Annotated in this window: 18 protein-coding genes; 11 read left to right on the forward strand and 7 right to left on the reverse strand. The window is 43.7% G+C overall.

Going from position 1 to position 15,612, the window contains the following annotated elements:
- The first annotated feature begins 87 nt into the window (after positions 1–87).
- The 4 genes from BM049_RS02865 to BM049_RS02880 all read left to right on the forward strand — a co-directional run bounded on the left by BM049_RS02865 (position 88) and on the right by BM049_RS02880 (position 3,679).
- The gene (locus tag BM049_RS02865; protein ID WP_091528525.1) at positions 88–996 is read left to right on the forward strand and encodes an ABC transporter ATP-binding protein; all 909 of its coding nucleotides are present in this window, start codon (positions 88–90) and stop codon (positions 994–996) included.
- Between the two features lie 15 nt (positions 997–1,011).
- Positions 1,012–2,013: an ABC transporter permease gene (locus BM049_RS02870; protein ID WP_091528526.1), complete on the forward strand. Its 1,002-nt coding sequence runs from the start codon at positions 1,012–1,014 to the stop codon at positions 2,011–2,013.
- A gap of 23 nt (positions 2,014–2,036) precedes the next feature.
- The gene (locus BM049_RS02875; RefSeq protein ID WP_091528528.1) at positions 2,037–2,828 is read left to right on the forward strand and encodes a GDSL-type esterase/lipase family protein; all 792 of its coding nucleotides are present in this window, start codon (positions 2,037–2,039) and stop codon (positions 2,826–2,828) included.
- 68 nt (positions 2,829–2,896) lie between these two features.
- Entirely contained in the window at positions 2,897–3,679 is a 783-nt protein-coding gene (locus BM049_RS02880; protein ID WP_091528529.1) for a hypothetical protein, read from the forward strand.
- 71 nt (positions 3,680–3,750) lie between these two features.
- Here the strand turns inward: BM049_RS02880 and BM049_RS02885 are convergent, their stop codons facing one another.
- From BM049_RS02885 to BM049_RS02900, 4 genes are all read right to left on the reverse strand, one after another.
- Positions 3,751–4,320, reverse strand: coding sequence for an NADPH-dependent FMN reductase (locus BM049_RS02885; RefSeq protein ID WP_091528531.1), 570 nt, complete (start codon positions 4,318–4,320; stop codon positions 3,751–3,753).
- A gap of 57 nt (positions 4,321–4,377) precedes the next feature.
- Complete coding sequence (locus BM049_RS02890) at positions 4,378–5,322, reverse strand: ring-cleaving dioxygenase (RefSeq protein WP_091528533.1); 945 nt, start codon at positions 5,320–5,322, stop codon at positions 4,378–4,380.
- Positions 5,323–5,385: 63 nt separating this feature from the next.
- Positions 5,386–5,823, reverse strand: a complete 438-nt coding sequence (locus tag BM049_RS02895; RefSeq protein WP_091528534.1) for a MarR family winged helix-turn-helix transcriptional regulator — start codon at positions 5,821–5,823, stop codon at positions 5,386–5,388.
- A gap of 145 nt (positions 5,824–5,968) precedes the next feature.
- Positions 5,969–7,147: a M28 family metallopeptidase gene (locus BM049_RS02900; RefSeq protein WP_091528536.1), complete on the reverse strand. Its 1,179-nt coding sequence runs from the start codon at positions 7,145–7,147 to the stop codon at positions 5,969–5,971.
- Positions 7,148–7,384: 237 nt separating this feature from the next.
- On the opposite strand from BM049_RS02900, the gene BM049_RS02905 reads away from it, so the two are divergent.
- Positions 7,385–7,885 carry a flavodoxin domain-containing protein gene (locus tag BM049_RS02905; RefSeq protein WP_091528538.1) on the forward strand — a complete coding sequence of 167 codons (501 nt, stop codon included), beginning with the start codon at positions 7,385–7,387 and terminating at the stop codon, positions 7,883–7,885.
- Positions 7,886–8,074: 189 nt separating this feature from the next.
- Here BM049_RS02905 and BM049_RS02910 read toward each other — a convergent pair whose 3' ends face one another.
- Positions 8,075–8,278: a hypothetical protein gene (locus BM049_RS02910; protein WP_091528540.1), complete on the reverse strand. Its 204-nt coding sequence runs from the start codon at positions 8,276–8,278 to the stop codon at positions 8,075–8,077.
- A 474-nt stretch (positions 8,279–8,752) separates the two neighbouring features.
- Between BM049_RS02910 and BM049_RS02920 the strand changes: the two genes are divergently transcribed.
- Both BM049_RS02920 and BM049_RS02925 read left to right on the forward strand, forming a co-directional pair.
- Positions 8,753–9,043, forward strand: a complete 291-nt coding sequence (locus BM049_RS02920) for a hypothetical protein (RefSeq protein WP_091528543.1) — start codon at positions 8,753–8,755, stop codon at positions 9,041–9,043.
- Between the two features lie 85 nt (positions 9,044–9,128).
- On the forward strand, positions 9,129–9,500 hold the full coding sequence (locus BM049_RS02925; RefSeq protein ID WP_091528545.1) for a hypothetical protein: 372 nt from the start codon (positions 9,129–9,131) through the stop codon (positions 9,498–9,500).
- A 212-nt stretch (positions 9,501–9,712) separates the two neighbouring features.
- Here BM049_RS02925 and BM049_RS02930 read toward each other — a convergent pair whose 3' ends face one another.
- Positions 9,713–10,762, reverse strand: a complete 1,050-nt coding sequence (locus BM049_RS02930; protein WP_091528546.1) for an HRDC domain-containing protein — start codon at positions 10,760–10,762, stop codon at positions 9,713–9,715.
- A gap of 457 nt (positions 10,763–11,219) precedes the next feature.
- Between BM049_RS02930 and selD the strand changes: the two genes are divergently transcribed.
- The 4 genes from selD to BM049_RS02950 are packed head-to-tail and all read left to right on the forward strand — an operon-like array spanning position 11,220 to position 14,864.
- Positions 11,220–12,260 (forward strand): selenide, water dikinase SelD, encoded by a 1,041-nt coding sequence (selD, locus tag BM049_RS02935; protein WP_091528548.1) that lies wholly within the window; start codon positions 11,220–11,222, stop codon positions 12,258–12,260.
- A 13-nt stretch (positions 12,261–12,273) separates the two neighbouring features.
- The gene (mnmH, locus tag BM049_RS02940) at positions 12,274–13,326 is read left to right on the forward strand and encodes a tRNA 2-selenouridine(34) synthase MnmH (RefSeq protein ID WP_091528550.1); all 1,053 of its coding nucleotides are present in this window, start codon (positions 12,274–12,276) and stop codon (positions 13,324–13,326) included.
- Entirely contained in the window at positions 13,323–14,063 is a 741-nt protein-coding gene (gene map / locus BM049_RS02945) for a type I methionyl aminopeptidase (RefSeq protein WP_091528551.1), read from the forward strand. The genes mnmH and map overlap by 4 nt, the downstream gene beginning before the upstream one ends.
- A gap of 48 nt (positions 14,064–14,111) precedes the next feature.
- Positions 14,112–14,864: a DUF4336 domain-containing protein gene (locus BM049_RS02950; protein WP_091528553.1), complete on the forward strand. Its 753-nt coding sequence runs from the start codon at positions 14,112–14,114 to the stop codon at positions 14,862–14,864.
- Between the two features lie 90 nt (positions 14,865–14,954).
- Here the strand turns inward: BM049_RS02950 and BM049_RS02955 are convergent, their stop codons facing one another.
- A complete protein-coding gene (locus BM049_RS02955) occupies positions 14,955–15,161 on the reverse strand; it encodes a glycine zipper domain-containing protein (RefSeq protein ID WP_143079444.1) in 207 nt (68 codons plus the stop codon).
- Between the last annotated feature and the right edge of the window lie 451 nt (positions 15,162–15,612).

Genomic DNA, 15,612 nt, shown 5'->3' on the forward strand with positions numbered 1-15,612 from the left:
ACAATAAATACAACAAAATCCTTGTTTGTCTATTTAAGCAGCGGCCAGTTTAGACACTGCTTCATGACCCTTGAAGGGAGGCTCATTATGGATACATCGGTCTTAAAAGTTTCAGACTTACAAAAGGAGATCCAAAAAAAGCTGATCATTAAAGGTGTCAGTTTTGATATCAGAGCGGGTGAAATCGTCGGCTTTTTAGGTCCGAACGGCTCCGGAAAAACGACGACCCTGCGGATGCTCGTCGGCTTGTCGAAGCCCACTGCAGGAAACATCGAAATCTGCGGGCATTCTCTTAAAAAAGAGTTTGTCAAAGCGATGGCAAATGTCGGATGCATCATCGAAGGGCCGGATCTGTATGACTACATGAGCGGTTACCGGAATCTTGAATTGCTCGGCAGCATGTCAAAAGGGGTGACGAAAAAAGATATCGATGAGGCGGTCGCCTTGGTCGGTATGGAGAATCGCATCCATGACAAGGTTGCTGTTTACTCTATGGGGATGAAGCAGCGTATCGGTCTTGCTCAGGCCCTGATCCATAAGCCTAAACTGTTGATCCTGGATGAGCCGACAAACGGTCTCGACCCTCAAGGCATCCATGAATTTAGAGAGATCGTTAAAAATCTGGCCCGCGAGAAAAATATTTCGGTCCTGGTTTCATCACACTTGATCAGTGAAGTGCAGCTGATGTGCGACCGCGTCAGCATCATTAATGACGGCAGGATTATCCGTAGCGCTTCGATCGATGATGTCCTGGTCACTGGCGAGGTCGTCTGGATCTTGGATGACCCTAAAAGAGCCCAGTCGATACTCAGGGAGTCCTTTGATCTGGATCCATCTATTGATGGCTGTCACCTTAGAGCTTCCGTTGACTCTGGGATGCTTTCGGAAATAAATAAAACCCTGATCGCTTCAGGGTTCGACATCACGTATGTAGAAAACAAAAAGCGGACACTGGAAGATCTGTTCTTAGCACTCACCGAGAAACACACGATTTAGTGAAGGAGGACAGCTATGATCGCGCTCATACGCAATGAAGTAATGAAAATGCTATGGAAGAAGAAAATGCCACTCATCCTTGGTCTGCTTCTGATTTTTGTCAGTCTGCTCTCTTACGGACAGAATTATGCTTACGAAAGAAACATCGAGCAATTTGAAGCAGAATCCGGCACTGCAGCTTTTAACTGGGAAGGACTGACCACTCAAAGATTAAGTGAGCTGGAAGAACGCAGTCAGAACGAGTTCATCCCCGAAGAAGTACGGGCCTCTATCGACAGAGAAATCGAACAGCTGAATTATTTTATCGAGAACGATATCAATCCGGTCACCCCGACCGCGGCGAAATTCAATGTTTCTTTTGCAGAACAGGGCATCATCTTATTCATCCCCCTGCTCATCGCCATCCTGGCAGCCGACCTTGTTTCCAATGAATTTTCCAGAAAGACGATCAAAATCTTACTCACCCGAGCCGTTCCCCGGTGGAAAATACTGCTGAGCAAGTATATTGCCCTGCTGATCATGACCACGCTCTTAGTTTTTATCATCGGGCTCACGACTACTCTGGTTTCCTATCTTTTTTTTCAGGAATGGGGCTTCAGCGAACCCATCGTGACCGGCTTCACACTGTTCGAAGGCACCCTGAATTCTGATTCAACCATACTGATCCCCAGATATCAGTATACTCTGCTGATCTATTCTCTCGTGTGGTTCGTGTCCATCATCGTCGCCTCCATAACCCTTCTGATCTCAGTGATCGTGGACACGAGTGCCTCAGCTATCGGCATCCTGATGGCGGCTCTGATCGGCGGCCAATTTCTGCAGTTCTTCTTGTCCGACTGGGAACTCGTGAAGTATTTCTTTGTGACGAATCTGGATCTCACCCGCTACCTGACCGGATCCTACCAGCCTGTCGAAGGCATGAGTCTCAACTTTTCTATCACGATATTGAGTGTCTGGGCGATCGGCTCCATAGCAATCAGTTTCATCGTCTTTAACCGCAGAGATGTCCTGGTATGATCCAATGATCGAGGAGGTGCACCATGTATAAAAAAATCATCTGGCCACTCGTGATCGGCAGTGCCTTTGTTTTGTCGCTGTTGTTTGTTTCCGGTTTTATTGTCTCTATCGTCATCAGTGGAAACGACGACACTGCACAAACAGAAACAGAGATGGATATGGAGATACCGGAAAGTGAGCCCGCCGAAGACATGCCGCCAGACGGTGCTTCTGACATCCTCGTCCTCGGTGACTCCATCGGCTTCGGTGTCGGAGACGAAGAAAATCTGGGCATCGGAGAAAGATACCTGAACCTATTGGACGACGACAGTGAAACGGGAAAAACGGTTACCAATATCTCGGTCCCGGGCTTTGAAAGCAGTCAGCTGGCAAGCCTGATCGAAAGCGACGAATACAGCGCCAGCATTTCCAGTGCGGAACTGATCATCCTTTCGATTGGAGGCAACGATTTGAATAACCTGAACTTAGAGGACACCGCGACGTTGACCCTTGCCTTTGACGAAACACTCAACATCTATAAAGAAAATCTGACATTTATCCTGAGTGAGATCCGGTCCATAAACCCGGATGCGCAGCTGGCGATCATCGGTTTGTACAACCCTTATAGTGACGATGCTCCTCAAAATGCACCCTTTTTACTGGAGTGGAATCACGAAACACGACTAATCGTCAATTCGGATGTTGGTTTTGCCTATATCCCAACTTATGAACTATTCGACTATCACCTAGACGAGTACCTCTCACCGGATGACTTTCATCCAAACGGGACGGGGTATCAGGCTATTGCAGAAATACTTTTCAGAATATTGAACTAGCGAAACCAACGATTTACAATAAACATGTAACAACATGGAGGAGTGATTTTATTTTTACATTGGGAAGAATGATCGATTTCAACTATAAAACAAACCAGCTGATCGTCCTAGTGACACTGGCGGCCTCGGCTGTGGGCTGGCTGATGACTGGCGCGCTTCTGTCAGGGTTATCTATCGGTGTCGGTGTTTTTTTGACCTGGGCACTGGCTCGGGAAATCGATCCGAAACATGACTATTCCGCACTTTTAGCTGCTGGCTTTGCACTTATCAATCTCTTTTATTACGAATCGCTCCAGCTGCTGATCATTGGCTGGCTGCTGTTAGTTTTGAGGATGGTCAATGGTCTGTGCGGAAAAGCAGTGACTGTTTTCGATATGCTTTTGGTTTTGGGTCTTACGACCTATCTGTCTTTTAGTAATGAAAACAGTATTTATCTCGTCGCCTTTCTTTTAGCTCTATACCTCGTTTCAAAAGGACGAAAGCTCACAATGACCCTCGTCATCATCAACGCGATCGCGTCCGTACTGTTCCTGGTACAGAGCTTCTTTTTGGATTATTTGAATTTCAACTCTATCAGTGATCTGAATATGCTCTCTACCGTTTCACTTACCTTGTTAGGGCTCTCTTTTATTCTCTTCTGGTTTTTATCCAAAGAAGACGCTCAGGACGATCAAGGCAATAAAGCGAACAGAGCTAGAGTATTATCTGGTCAAGTATTGTACAGTGCTTCGGTCCTTCTTCTGATTTTCTTTGGGACGGTCAGTCTGAACAATCTGATCATCTATGCGTCTGTGATTCTGGCTATCCTTTTGTATTATATCGGTTCAAAGTTAGTCACGGCATTTCAGTGAGAAAACAATAAAGCACCTCTTTATCTGTCCAAAATCGGATGATAAAGAGGTGCTTTCAGTTTATTATGAAATTATTTTACTGCTTCCTCTTCTTTGACTCTTAACGGTTTTAAAGCATTGCTCCAGGCGTTGACTTGATCCAGCATAGCGTTCATGTTGACTAAGTGCAGGTCAGCCGGTTTGAAGGTCGTAAAGTTTTCAAAATCGGTGAACAAAGACAAGGTCGGATGCACGCGGACGTCGGCGATCTTCAGCTCAGCAAACACGCCGCGAAGATGTTCTGCTGCACGCGCGCCGCCGGTCGAACCGTAGCTCACGATCCCAGCTGCCTTATCGTGCCAAGCTTCTCTCAAATGATCGATCGCATTTTTCAATACGCCTGTGTAGCTGTGATTATATTCCTGAACGACAAAGACAAAGCCGTCCAGACTGTCGATTTTTTCGTTCCAGGCTGCGATGCCAGGTTCTGTCCCGTCTGTGGTTCCTAAAAACGGTAATTGGTACTCAAGGATATCGACGATCTCATAGTTGGCATCGTCACGTTCGTCTGCGATTTCCTTGACCCATTCCCCGACCTGCGGGCTGACGCGAGCGTCTCTTGTGCTGCCTAAAATAATGCCAATGTTTAATTTGTTTTCCATGATAAAACTCTCCTTTTTTCTTCTGTTTTTATAGTTTGTATTTATAGACTTTATATATCATTGTTGATCGATCGGTTCCAGTCTGCTTTCGATCTCTTCCCGTCTGTCTTCCAAAAATGGCGGCAGGACGAGTTCTTTGCCCAAATGCTCAGGATCCTGGTCAACGGTGAACCCGGGACCGTCTGTGGCGATTTCAAACAGGATACCGTTGTGTTCCCGGAAATATAGACTCCTGAAGTAATAACGGTCGACTTCTCCCGAGGACGGGAACCTGTTCTGACGCGCCATTTCGTCCCAGTACTGGAGTTCCGATTCTTCACTCACGCGCAAGGCTAAGTGATGGATACACCCGCGTCCTGGTTTCTCATCCGGTCCATCCAGTTGTTTGACTAAAACCTCCCCGTAACTGTCTTCCTTTACCGTCTGAAACAGCATTTCGCTGTTTTCTCTGTAAACCTCTTTATACTTCATCCGGTCAGTCAGGGTCTCCGTAAATCTAACGCTGTCTCTTACCGTGATCTCGATCGGACCCATCCCGCGGATCTGATGCTCTACCGGGACTTCCGACTGCTCATAGGGCTCCCAGGTATCCATCTCTTCACCGTCGGCTAAAAGTAAGACTAGCTGCAGGCCGTCCGGGTCTTCAAATTTCAGCGCCCTGCGTTTGGTGTAGGTCGTTATGCTGCCGTGGTAAACATCTAAATCCTCAAAGCGTGTTTTCCAGTACGCCAGGCTTTCTTCTGACGGGACCATCAGACCGATCCGGGTAATGGCGTTGGTGCCGCGGTGGGTCCTTCCGATGTTCGGCATCTCGAAGAAGGTCAAACCTGTTCCCGGGCTGCCTGTTCTGTCACCGTAAAACAGATGATACATCGATGGATCGTCCTGATTGACCGTGACTTTTACCCGATGCAGTCCTAGAATATCTTTATAGAATGTATTTGTTACTTTCGCATTTTTCACCAGCATGGATATGTGGTGGTGCCCTAAAATTGTCGACATGGTGATTCCTCCTTATCTTTATTTGACTAGTCAAGTGATCGGCCAAAAAAAGTTGCCTTGCAGTTAGGTATTCAACTTTTTTTCTGTATGTTTCTGTACTTTAGTCACCAAGGCATACAATTCCTTCTGTTCAGCCTTGGTCAGACACTCATCCATAAGGGACGTCTGAAAGTCCAGCTGATGTTCAAAGACTTCCTCCAGTTTTTCCTGGCCCTTTTCAGTGAGGCTGATCCACTTGGTTTTCCATTCAACGTTTCGCTTGATATACCCCTCGCGTTCAAGTCTGCCCAGCATACGGGAAATACCGCCGGCTGAAATCGTGATCTTGTCAGCCAGTTCACTTTGCGATAAAGGCTGATACGTGCCGATCTGATTAAGTACATCAAACTGTGCAGCAGTAATGTCATACTTTTTTACATTATCGTTAGAAAGCAACGCACTCTGATGAGTGAACCGTGTCATACGCACCCATATGAGTGAAGCTAATGTATTTTTTCTCACCGGTATCATTCCTTTCTATATTATCACTTTACATGTAAAGTGATAAAGATGCAAGGACTTTTTTCATTTTTTTACAAATTAATATAAGCAGGAGGAAGATCGTATGTGCTCTGATGGTCTATCAGTAGGACACTAGCCAATCTCTCTATTCATTCTTCACCATCTCTTCGAGGGTGCGAACGACTTGGATCACCTTTTTTGGATCGATCAGGTCGACCGTATCCTTTTCTGTATGGATGACGGTATCCAAAAGCTGGAAGATCCCTTTAGAAGTAAAGGCGATGACCGGCACACCTTCCAGGGCGAACAGCATGTGGTCACCCATAGGCCAGGGATCGATGACCATTAAATTTGCGTCTTCCTGTAACCTGTCTTTCATCTGTTTATCCAATTGTCTTTCATCCTCCATAAACATCACAGTCGTTGGACTGTCTTTCAAACCGACACCGTCACAGTTGATGGCACATAATATATCTTCAGGTGTTTTGAGGTACGTATCCATATACGCACGCTGGCCCGGAATGGAGTAGTAGTCTTCCCCGTTCAGCAGCAATAGTTCCAGACAGAAATCGATGTTTTCTGGTTCGATCAGCCGGCTTAACAGTAACAGGATGGCGATACCGGTCGCATTGTCCAGTGCCCCCGGCGTCTCCATTTTCGTATCCATATGAGCCGTGATGACGATCCTCCTCTTCATTTCCGGATTCAGTCTGGCTATCACGTTAGCACCTTCGGATTCTTCTTTTTTGGCGTTGATGACCAAGTGCAGTTCTCCTTCGCTTTCAAGTAAGATCTCCCCGTCATTCTTTTTCACATAAACGCTTGGTATTAAAAAGTCCCCATCTTCAAAAACCGATTCATCTCTCTCAGTGACAGTAATGATAGCTGCCGGTTGTTTTTCTTCCAGTAACTGGATGATTTCCTGATGTCTCTCCGGATTATAGAAAGGAAAGCTCTTGGGCATAAGCTGTTCTCCTGTCAGATCGCTGTGGAGGACGGCGACTTTGCCTGTCATATTGCTTCGCTTCAGTTCACCCACTGTTCCGACTGTGACATAGGCAGCGGTGACATTGCATTCCTTTGTGTAGTAAGACGGCTTGACTGGAATGCTTTCCCCTTTATAAGTCAACTCCGCTCCTTCTGCCTTGAAATCCGGGGAGTCGAAGCGCTGTAACTCGACAGCAAAGCCTTGTTGCTTGAAGTAATTCGCTACAAACCGTTCAACCTTCATGTTGTTCTCTGACCCCGTCGGCCGTTCACCGACCTCTATACTGATATAGTTGAGGATCTCATTAAGGTTTATATAGAGCGCATCATTTTGCATTGCACTTCCTCCTTCTAATTGTATGTTTTGTCGTGATGTTCGCTGGAAATCGACTCTTTATACTGTGCCTCAATTATATCGGCTTTTAACCAATGAATCATTATTGAAGTCTCAGCCATCAGCAAACGACAGGCTATGAGTTGCCGGCTGATCTTACAAAGCGTTATAATCAGGGTGATATAACTCAAAGAAATGACCGGCTGTAACTAACTTGGATGATGCAGAGGAGGAATTACGATGAAGACCTTGATCGCTTACGCGAGCAAACATGGCTGTACCGAAAAATGTGCGAAACTGCTGGAAGAACAGCTGGATGGAGAAACAGATAGAGTCAACCTGAAAGAGGAGACTAAAGTTGATTTTTCAAAATATGATACCGTTGTCCTCGGTAGTCCAGTTTATGTAGGGAAGATATTGAAAGAAGTGGATACATTCGCAAACACACATATGAATGAACTGGAACAGAAAACGCTCGGTCTGTTTATCTGCGGGATGCAGGAAGAACACACATTGAGGAACGAACTTGAAGTCAATTACCCGACTGAATTACAGGAAAAAGCGGTCGTCAGAGACTGTTTTGGCGGGGCGTTCGATTTCAGTGACATGAATTTTGCTGAAAAGATGATCACAAAAAAAGTGGCAAAAGTTACCGAAAATGTATCAGCCATTCGGGAAGACGTCATACAGCAATTTGCCGAGACACTGAATCAGCAGCATGAAACTAGCACACAACTGTAAATGACTATTATGATTGCGTATATCGCTCTATCTTCAAACAAAAACCGCAAAATCTTAAACAACATTTTATTGATACTCCTGTCGTTAAAATACAAAGACTTCCAAAAGCACAGGCCGTCAGGCGTGTTTTTGGAAGTCTCTTAATTTCTATATTTCATTCAACATCTCATTTAGTCTCTCTTATCAACTTTAAATCTCGCCTATTTTTTCGCCACTGCGTTCGTCTTCCCATTCATTCAATACACGTTTCTCGACAGGGTTGCGTGGACGTTTCCGTTCAGGAGAGGCTGCCACATTATCAGCTAAGAGTCGGTTAAGAAGTTCAGATTCTTCTGGGCTCATGTCTTTAGGCAACTTGTAAGGAACATTTTTCTGTTTCACTTTAACTCCCATTTTCAATCCCCCCTCTTGAGTAGTATCTTATTATACCATTCGCAGCTTTTCATAACAAAATCTCTATTTGTATAGCTACTAAATATAGTAATAATATCTTGTCTAAACGAAATTTCCTTTACTCTTATCCATGAAGTTAATTCTCCCACAGTCATTTCTTCCTTTAAAGGAATAAATATATCATCCTCATTTATCTCGTATTCTCTTATAATCGGTGCCAGCGATATGCCATAATACGTGTCTTTCACTGGAAATACAATAACTGTATGATCACTAATAGAAGGGTTACTCAAGAGTTGCATAACTCTTTGAAATGTATGACTTAGAAGACTTTATCCATTGCTACATAAACCATATATTGCATATTCGTCACAGGTAACATACAATGTATATATATTACATAATTTTTCAAGTTTTAAATATTGTAATCATTACCTAAACTGCACAATACTAAATAACAAAAGGAGATAGAAAATGAATGAAAAATCAACAAAATTTCTGTTAATCATCAATGCTTTTCTCTTACTTGCACTTCTGTTTATACTTGTAAGTAAAGAACCCGTCTATGTCAGCTCACAGACAAATTCAACTACCCCATCTTCAGGTAGTTCATTTGAATCAGTAGAATTAGGAGATAACTTGATTGCAATTATCCATTCTGATTATAATACCCTTAGATATGGTGAAATAGTTGTTTTAGAATATGATACTGATTTAAATACTTTTAGTGAAATTAATGATTATGATATTTTTTCAGCAGAATGACAATTTTATCTTCTTAATATATTTAACAGTCTTCCTTGCTAATAAATTTTGAAATGATAAAGTACTGAGTTTAGGAGTGAGTTGTGTGAAGAGGTTAATTTTTTCTTTATTGTTCGTAGTTTTGGTTTTGACTGGATGTAATTTATCACAAGAAGGCTTCAGCGAAATAGAAAATCTCCCTAATAAAGTACAGGAGACCGTAGACCCCGAAATAAGACTTCAAGCCATTACTGATGAGGGCAAAGGCTATTATATTGTGTTTCACTCAAGCGGAGAGGTAGAGACTGAAGTAGAAGTTCAAGAAGAAACTATGCTGATCAATCTGACTGAAAGCAATTTGCAAGAAGATAACATCAAGCAACACACTTATTATTTAGCCACTACTCCTAAATTTAAAATGATGGAAGTATTCGTGAATGGAGTCTCAACACCATTTGATAACATAACATTACAATAATGAGTTTATGCGTTGGAAACTCTTTATTTCCTAATGATTACAGACAGATTCAAACAATACGAATATTTTAAATAACAAATGGGAGATAACTGACTAGTCAGTTATCTCCCATTTGTTATTTAGATGCTACGCAAAATCATTGACGTTTAAGTCACTGTTCTTTGATATATGTTAATACTTAAATCTATCAGACTATTTCGGTTATAACTGAATTAGTATTTCTGTATGATTCCCACAATGTCATCACCATACTTAGTAACTTTAGTCACTCCAAATCCTTCGATTGATCGAAGTTCTTGTTTACTTTTAGGCATTTTTTCAACTAAGGTTTTTAACTGTTTATTACTGAAAATATAATAGGCCTTAATTTCTTCTTCTCGGCTCTTATTTAAACGGAAATCTTTTAATTCTTTAAATATATCCGGATTCTTTACTGGCGTTTTCTTATGCACCACAGGTTTCTTTTCTGAAACCAGACTGCCTGCTTTTTCGGTGCCCTGTTCATTCATATTTAATTTGTAAGGTTCATATTTACTCGTATAGTCCTTCACAGTATCTTTATGTACTTCCAGATATGAATATGCCCACATCAATAAATCTTTGTCAGAAAGAGCTAATCTATTTGATTTTTTATAAGCATCTTTTATATATTTTACCAATTGATCTGCGCGTATGACTTTATCTTTCACTTCTTCTTCTGCACTCTTTGCATTCAATACAGTCTTTGGATTAGCAAGCACAACGACTGGCTTGTTAAACTCTTCAAAACGTCTTTCCGACAATGACTTAGTCAATATATTACTTTTACTGTTCAATCTGATTTTTTTCATCAAGTCCATGTGACGCTGATTCTGTGTGATTGGAGAATATATTCCTTCCTTCTTCTTACGCCTATTGAACTCTGTAGTACGTATAAAATCTCCAGCATTATTTATCTCAATATCCCCATAGAGATTTTTGCTTTCTATAATAAAACATAACTTCTTTGTGAATACTAAGTAATCTATCTGTGCACTTAGATCATCCTCTTCAAGATAAATATCATGTAGGACATACATAGGCATATGACTGTTTTTCAGTTCAAATTCTATCTTCTTTTCCCCTATAATTCCGTATTCCAGATTTTTTATATCCTGCTTTAATATCTTTACCCCTTCAGCATTTAAAGTCGGTTCCAAACTTTTCAACATTTTCAGCTGTTCTTCAGCGTTACTATTCTCTTTTAGAAAGACAGGTTCTTTCATCTTACTAAACAAGCTCATTTGCCAGTCACCTCTTTATTTTAATAAATACATTTAATATTTTTGTATCCTCTTACTAAATTGTATCATAGTTTAGTACATCCTCTAATAAATATATTGACGCTTTGATGAATCATATTGAGACCAACTTTAAATGAGCGATTAGACTCTACGCCCAATCGAGTCCCTATTAGGTCTTATCTCTTTTTCTTTTCTTTGATTTGCTGAGGCTGGTCCTATTTATCATAACTCACCGCGATATTATCCTAAACAGGTCGATGTCTGGCCCTATTTGGCATCACCCACTGCTTTTTTCTTCTGAGTATGAAGACTCATCAAAGTATTCAATCTTGTCTAAAATTTGCTTATCCTACTAGAATGACATAACTTTTAAAGAAATCCCATTATCCCCATACAGAACGGCGTCATGCGTGGTAAAATAGAAAGTGGAGTAACTACACGAAAGAAGGATAAATGCATGAATAAAGTTAAATTAACCACCCTGACGACTAAAGGCGGCTGCGGCTGCAAAATCGGACCGACTGAACTGCACGAGGTTCTGCTTGACCTGCCCGTACAGAAAAAGGACCCGAACCTGCTTGTCGGTGTAGATACCGGCGATGACGCGGGTGTTTACAAACTGACTGATGATCTGGCGATCGTTCAGACACTGGATTTCTTCACACCGATCGTTGATGATCCCTATGACTTTGGACAAGTCGCTGCGGCGAATGCCTTGAGTGATGTCTATGCCATGGGCGGCACGCCGATCACGGCACTGAACATTGTGGCTTTCCCGATTTTTGACCTGGATAAAGCGATTTTGACAGAGATCCTGCGCGGGGCCAGCGACAAGCTGCAGGAAGCGGACTGCAATCTGGTCGGTGGTCACTCGATCGACGACAAAGAACCGAAATTCGGTCTGTCCGTCACTGGAACGATCCATCCCGACCGTATCCTGACCAATGCTGGCGCAAAAAAAGGCGACAAACTGATTCTGACTAAACCGATCGGTGTCGGTATTTCGACCACTGCGATCAAACGCGGTCTATTATCTGAAGAGGAAACAAAACGTGTCACTAAAGTCATGGCCACACTGAACAGAACTGCGGCGGAAGTCATGAAAGACTATGATGTGCATGCCTGTACAGACGTCACCGGCTTTGGACTGCTGGGTCACTTGACTGAAATGGCGACCGAAAGCCGTCAGGCGATCACGCTCAATAAAGCTGATGTCCCTGTCCTGCCGCGTGTCAGAGAACTGGCTGAGAGCGGTATTGTTCCCGGCGGTTCAAAAAGTAACCTGAGACACGTAAAAGAATCTGTTCACTTTGATGAACATTTAGACGAAATTGACCAGATCATTCTCGCAGATGCCGTCACTTCCGGCGGACTGCTTATGGCCATTAGCGGCGAAGACGCTCCAGCACTGCTTAAGTCTCTGCAAGATAAAGGCGTCGAAGCGAAGCTCATTGGAGAAGTCTCTGACGGCGAATCCGGTCATACTTACGTAAAATAAGAAAGGATACACTATGTTTAAAGACGTTTCACCAGAAGAACTTTATCATTTAAAGAATCAGGATCACACGCTTGTCGATGTCCGGTCACCTAAGGAATTTGAAGAAGCAACCATTCCCGGCGCCATCAACATCCCCCTTTTCTCAAACGAAGAACGGGCACAAGTCGGAACGACCTATAAACATGAAGGGCAGGATGCCGCAAAGGAACTGGGCCTGGAGATCTTTTCAAAAAAACTGCCGGCCTTTATCAAAGAATTCAAACAGCTCGGGACCCCGGTCACTGTGTTCTGCTGGCGCGGTGGCATGCGCAGTAAAACAGCTGCGACCGTCAATAATCTGATGAACGTCCCTGTCAGTCGGCTGACGGGCGGCATCAGAGGCTACCGCAACTGGATGAAAGAACAGCTGAACACACTGCCACTGCCCCCTCTGTACGTCTTAAACGGGCATACCGGCAACGGGAAGACGCATATCCTGCATCAGCTGAAAGCAGAAGGCTATCCCGTCATCGACCTGGAAGGCATGGCCAAACATCGCGGCTCGATTTTCGGCGGCATCGGACTCGAACCTAACAACCAGCGCATGTTCAATCTGTTTTTGGGCGAGGCGCTCTTAAGTTATCAGGATAGACCTTATATCCTCATTGAAGGCGAAAGTGCACGCATCGGTAAAATCATCATCCCGAACCGCTTCTACCAGCACAAGCAAACGAGTCCTCAGCTGTTTATCGAACTTCCGATCGAAGAACGCGTCAAGAATATTCTGAGTGACTACTCCCCTTCTGACCATCACGAGCAGGTGGTGGATGCTTTTCACGGAATCAAGCGCCGCATCCATACACCTGTGGCGCATACCATCGAAGACGCATTAGAAAAGAAAGATTATCCTGAGGTCGTGAAGAATCTTCTGACCTATTACTATGATCCCCGTTACTCACACTCCTCTGCCTGTGACGAAGATCTGGTAACATCGATTGCTGGAGACTCAGTAGAAGAGGTGACAGAAAAAGTGAAGCAGCTCCTGTCGTCAAAAAGCATAGAATTGAAAAGCGAGAGCGTCAAATGATTGCGAAAACGGAAGAAGATATTAACGGACTGAAAACTATCGGAAAGATTTGTGGAAGCATAAGGGATACATTGGTTGAAAAGACAGCACCCGGTGTGACGACAAAAGACCTCGATGAACTGGCGGGTAAGCTTTTTCAAAAAGCCGGTGCCCAGTCAGCACCCAAACAGATCTATGATTTTCCGGGCTTCACCTGTATCAGTGTGAATGAGGAAGTTGCCCACGGCATACCAGGCGACCGGGTCATCGAAGAAGGCGATCTGGTCAATATCGATGTCTCAGGATCCAAGAACGGGTACTTTGCGGATACCGGCATCTCCTTTGTCGTCGGCAATGGACACCCCGCTCTCAAAATGATCTGTGATGTGGCGAAAGAAGCCTTTGAAGCCGGCCTTTCAAAAGTCAAACCCGGCGCAATGACCAGCGTCCTCGGCAAAGCTGTTCACCAGACCGCAAAACAGAATGATTTGACCGTGATCAAAAATCTGACCGGACACGGGGTCGGGCGTTCGATCCATGAAAAACCCGATCACATTTTCAACTTCTACACGAAATATGACGATGTGGTCCTGGAAGAAGGCATGGTCATCGCTTTTGAACCCTTTGTCTCCACGCTCGAAGAGGACGTTTTTCAGTCAGATGACGGCTGGACTTTCCTTACCGATGAAAGTTATGTGGCCCAGTACGAACATACCATTATTGTGACCAGTGACGGACCGATACTCACGACAGCTTGATTGTCTATAACGTAAGTCTCTGATGTCGAACATAAAGGAGCCGATAGGATGTCTGTACCTGTATACGAACCGCTGAACACCTTGAAGGAAGTCGGTCCAGGCATCTGGATCGCAGACGGAGATATCATTAAAATGGATATGCTGGGATTTGGCGTTCCTTTTTCGACCCGCATGACTGTCGTTCGGTTAAAGGATCAGACTTTGTGGATCCACTCACCGATCGATCCTGACGATAAACTGTTTAATGAAATCGATGAGCTGGGAGAAGTGAAGCATCTTGTTTCTCCAAACAAGATCCATTACGCTTATATCGCAGAATGGAAGAAACACTATCCCGATGCCACATCCTGGTCGAGTCCCGGTGTCCAAAAGCGGGCCAAGTCTCAGAATATCCAGACTGATTTCGACCGTCCTTTAAAAGACGAAGCCCCTTCTGACTGGTCAGACGAGATCGACCAGCTTATTTTCAAAGGGAGCCGTGCACTGGAAGAAGTCGTCTTTTTCCATAAAGAGAGCAAAACGCTGGTCCTTACTGACCTGATCGAGAACTTCGAACCCAAGCGCACATCAAATGTCTTTCTGAGAACCCTGTATAAACTGGCCGGCATAGCCTATCCCAACGGCAAGACGCCCATTGATCTGCGCATGACCTTTGCCGGACAAAAGGAACAGGCCCGAGATTGCTATCAGCGGATGATCAGCTGGCAGCCCGAGAAAATCATCCTCGCCCATGGCCGCTGGTATGCTCAAAACGGGACCGAAGAACTCAAGCGCGCATTCAGATGGCTGGACAAATCATAGTCATACCCTTGAGTGTGTTTCTGTTGCTTAAAATGACTAAAACTAAAACGCCTGCCCTCTGATAGGACAGGCGTTTTTATTAGTCTTGACTTATTGCTTTTTCTTTTTCTTAGATGAATCAAAAGCTGCGCCAAAGGCGACCCCTAGAGCGAGTCCTAATCCCAGATTATTGAAAATCAGTCCTCCAACCAGTCCCAGCGCAACACCGACAGCAATGCCCTCGTCTGAAACGTCTTTCTTTTTCTTCTCTTTTGTTTTACTTTCCGGCTTAATACCCGAATTTTTTTCGTTAGTCATAGGTATGACCCTCTTTTCTTTCCGGTAGAATTTTTTACTGGTCAAGAGTTAATTGCCTGCAGGTTTCTCAATAATCAAAGTGTAGCCTATATACAAGGAGAAAAAATCATTCTTCAGACCTGTCTTTTATATTGAAAAAAGGATGCAGGAATAATATTCCAGCGTTCTGGGATAGCCCTTTAAAATGTTTTGCTTATAAGAATCAACAGAATCATAGATTTAACTTAATCAACAGTGTTCTAACGCGATTCTTTCGGCGGCTGGCACACGTCGCATTTCCGCTGATTCTTATTTTTGAATTTCGTCAATGTTTTCTCAAACCTACTCCCACATGCACATCTGAACTCTAATCGTTGAGAAAATCCTGTGAATTTTGTCGAGAGTAATCTACTATTGGAATTTTCATTTACAAAGTTATTGATCTGATCGATCGTCCATCTTTTCTTCACTT

This window comes from Alkalibacterium subtropicum, from assembly GCF_900112455.1.
Taxonomy (GTDB): Bacteria; Bacillota; Bacilli; order Lactobacillales; family Carnobacteriaceae_A; genus Alkalibacterium; species Alkalibacterium subtropicum.

Coding starts and splice junctions, on each gene's coding strand:
- BM049_RS02865 (WP_091528525.1), top strand. CDS start 88: ATGGATACATCGGTCTTAAAAGTTTCAGACTTACAAAAGGAGATCCAA.
- BM049_RS02870 (WP_091528526.1), top strand. CDS start 1,012: ATGATCGCGCTCATACGCAATGAAGTAATGAAAATGCTATGGAAGAAG.
- BM049_RS02875 (WP_091528528.1), top strand. CDS start 2,037: ATGTATAAAAAAATCATCTGGCCACTCGTGATCGGCAGTGCCTTTGTT.
- BM049_RS02880 (WP_091528529.1), top strand. CDS start 2,897: ATGATCGATTTCAACTATAAAACAAACCAGCTGATCGTCCTAGTGACA.
- BM049_RS02885 (WP_091528531.1), bottom strand. CDS start 4,320: ATGGAAAACAAATTAAACATTGGCATTATTTTAGGCAGCACAAGAGAC.
- BM049_RS02890 (WP_091528533.1), bottom strand. CDS start 5,322: ATGTCGACAATTTTAGGGCACCACCACATATCCATGCTGGTGAAAAAT.
- BM049_RS02900 (WP_091528536.1), bottom strand. CDS start 7,147: ATGCAAAATGATGCGCTCTATATAAACCTTAATGAGATCCTCAACTAT.
- BM049_RS02905 (WP_091528538.1), top strand. CDS start 7,385: ATGAAGACCTTGATCGCTTACGCGAGCAAACATGGCTGTACCGAAAAA.
- BM049_RS02910 (WP_091528540.1), bottom strand. CDS start 8,278: ATGGGAGTTAAAGTGAAACAGAAAAATGTTCCTTACAAGTTGCCTAAA.
- BM049_RS02920 (WP_091528543.1), top strand. CDS start 8,753: ATGAATGAAAAATCAACAAAATTTCTGTTAATCATCAATGCTTTTCTC.
- BM049_RS02930 (WP_091528546.1), bottom strand. CDS start 10,762: ATGAGCTTGTTTAGTAAGATGAAAGAACCTGTCTTTCTAAAAGAGAAT.
- selD (WP_091528548.1), top strand. CDS start 11,220: ATGAATAAAGTTAAATTAACCACCCTGACGACTAAAGGCGGCTGCGGC.
- mnmH (WP_091528550.1), top strand. CDS start 12,274: ATGTTTAAAGACGTTTCACCAGAAGAACTTTATCATTTAAAGAATCAG.
- map (WP_091528551.1), top strand. CDS start 13,323: ATGATTGCGAAAACGGAAGAAGATATTAACGGACTGAAAACTATCGGA.
- BM049_RS02950 (WP_091528553.1), top strand. CDS start 14,112: ATGTCTGTACCTGTATACGAACCGCTGAACACCTTGAAGGAAGTCGGT.
- BM049_RS02955 (WP_143079444.1), bottom strand. CDS start 15,161: ATGACTAACGAAAAAAATTCGGGTATTAAGCCGGAAAGTAAAACAAAA.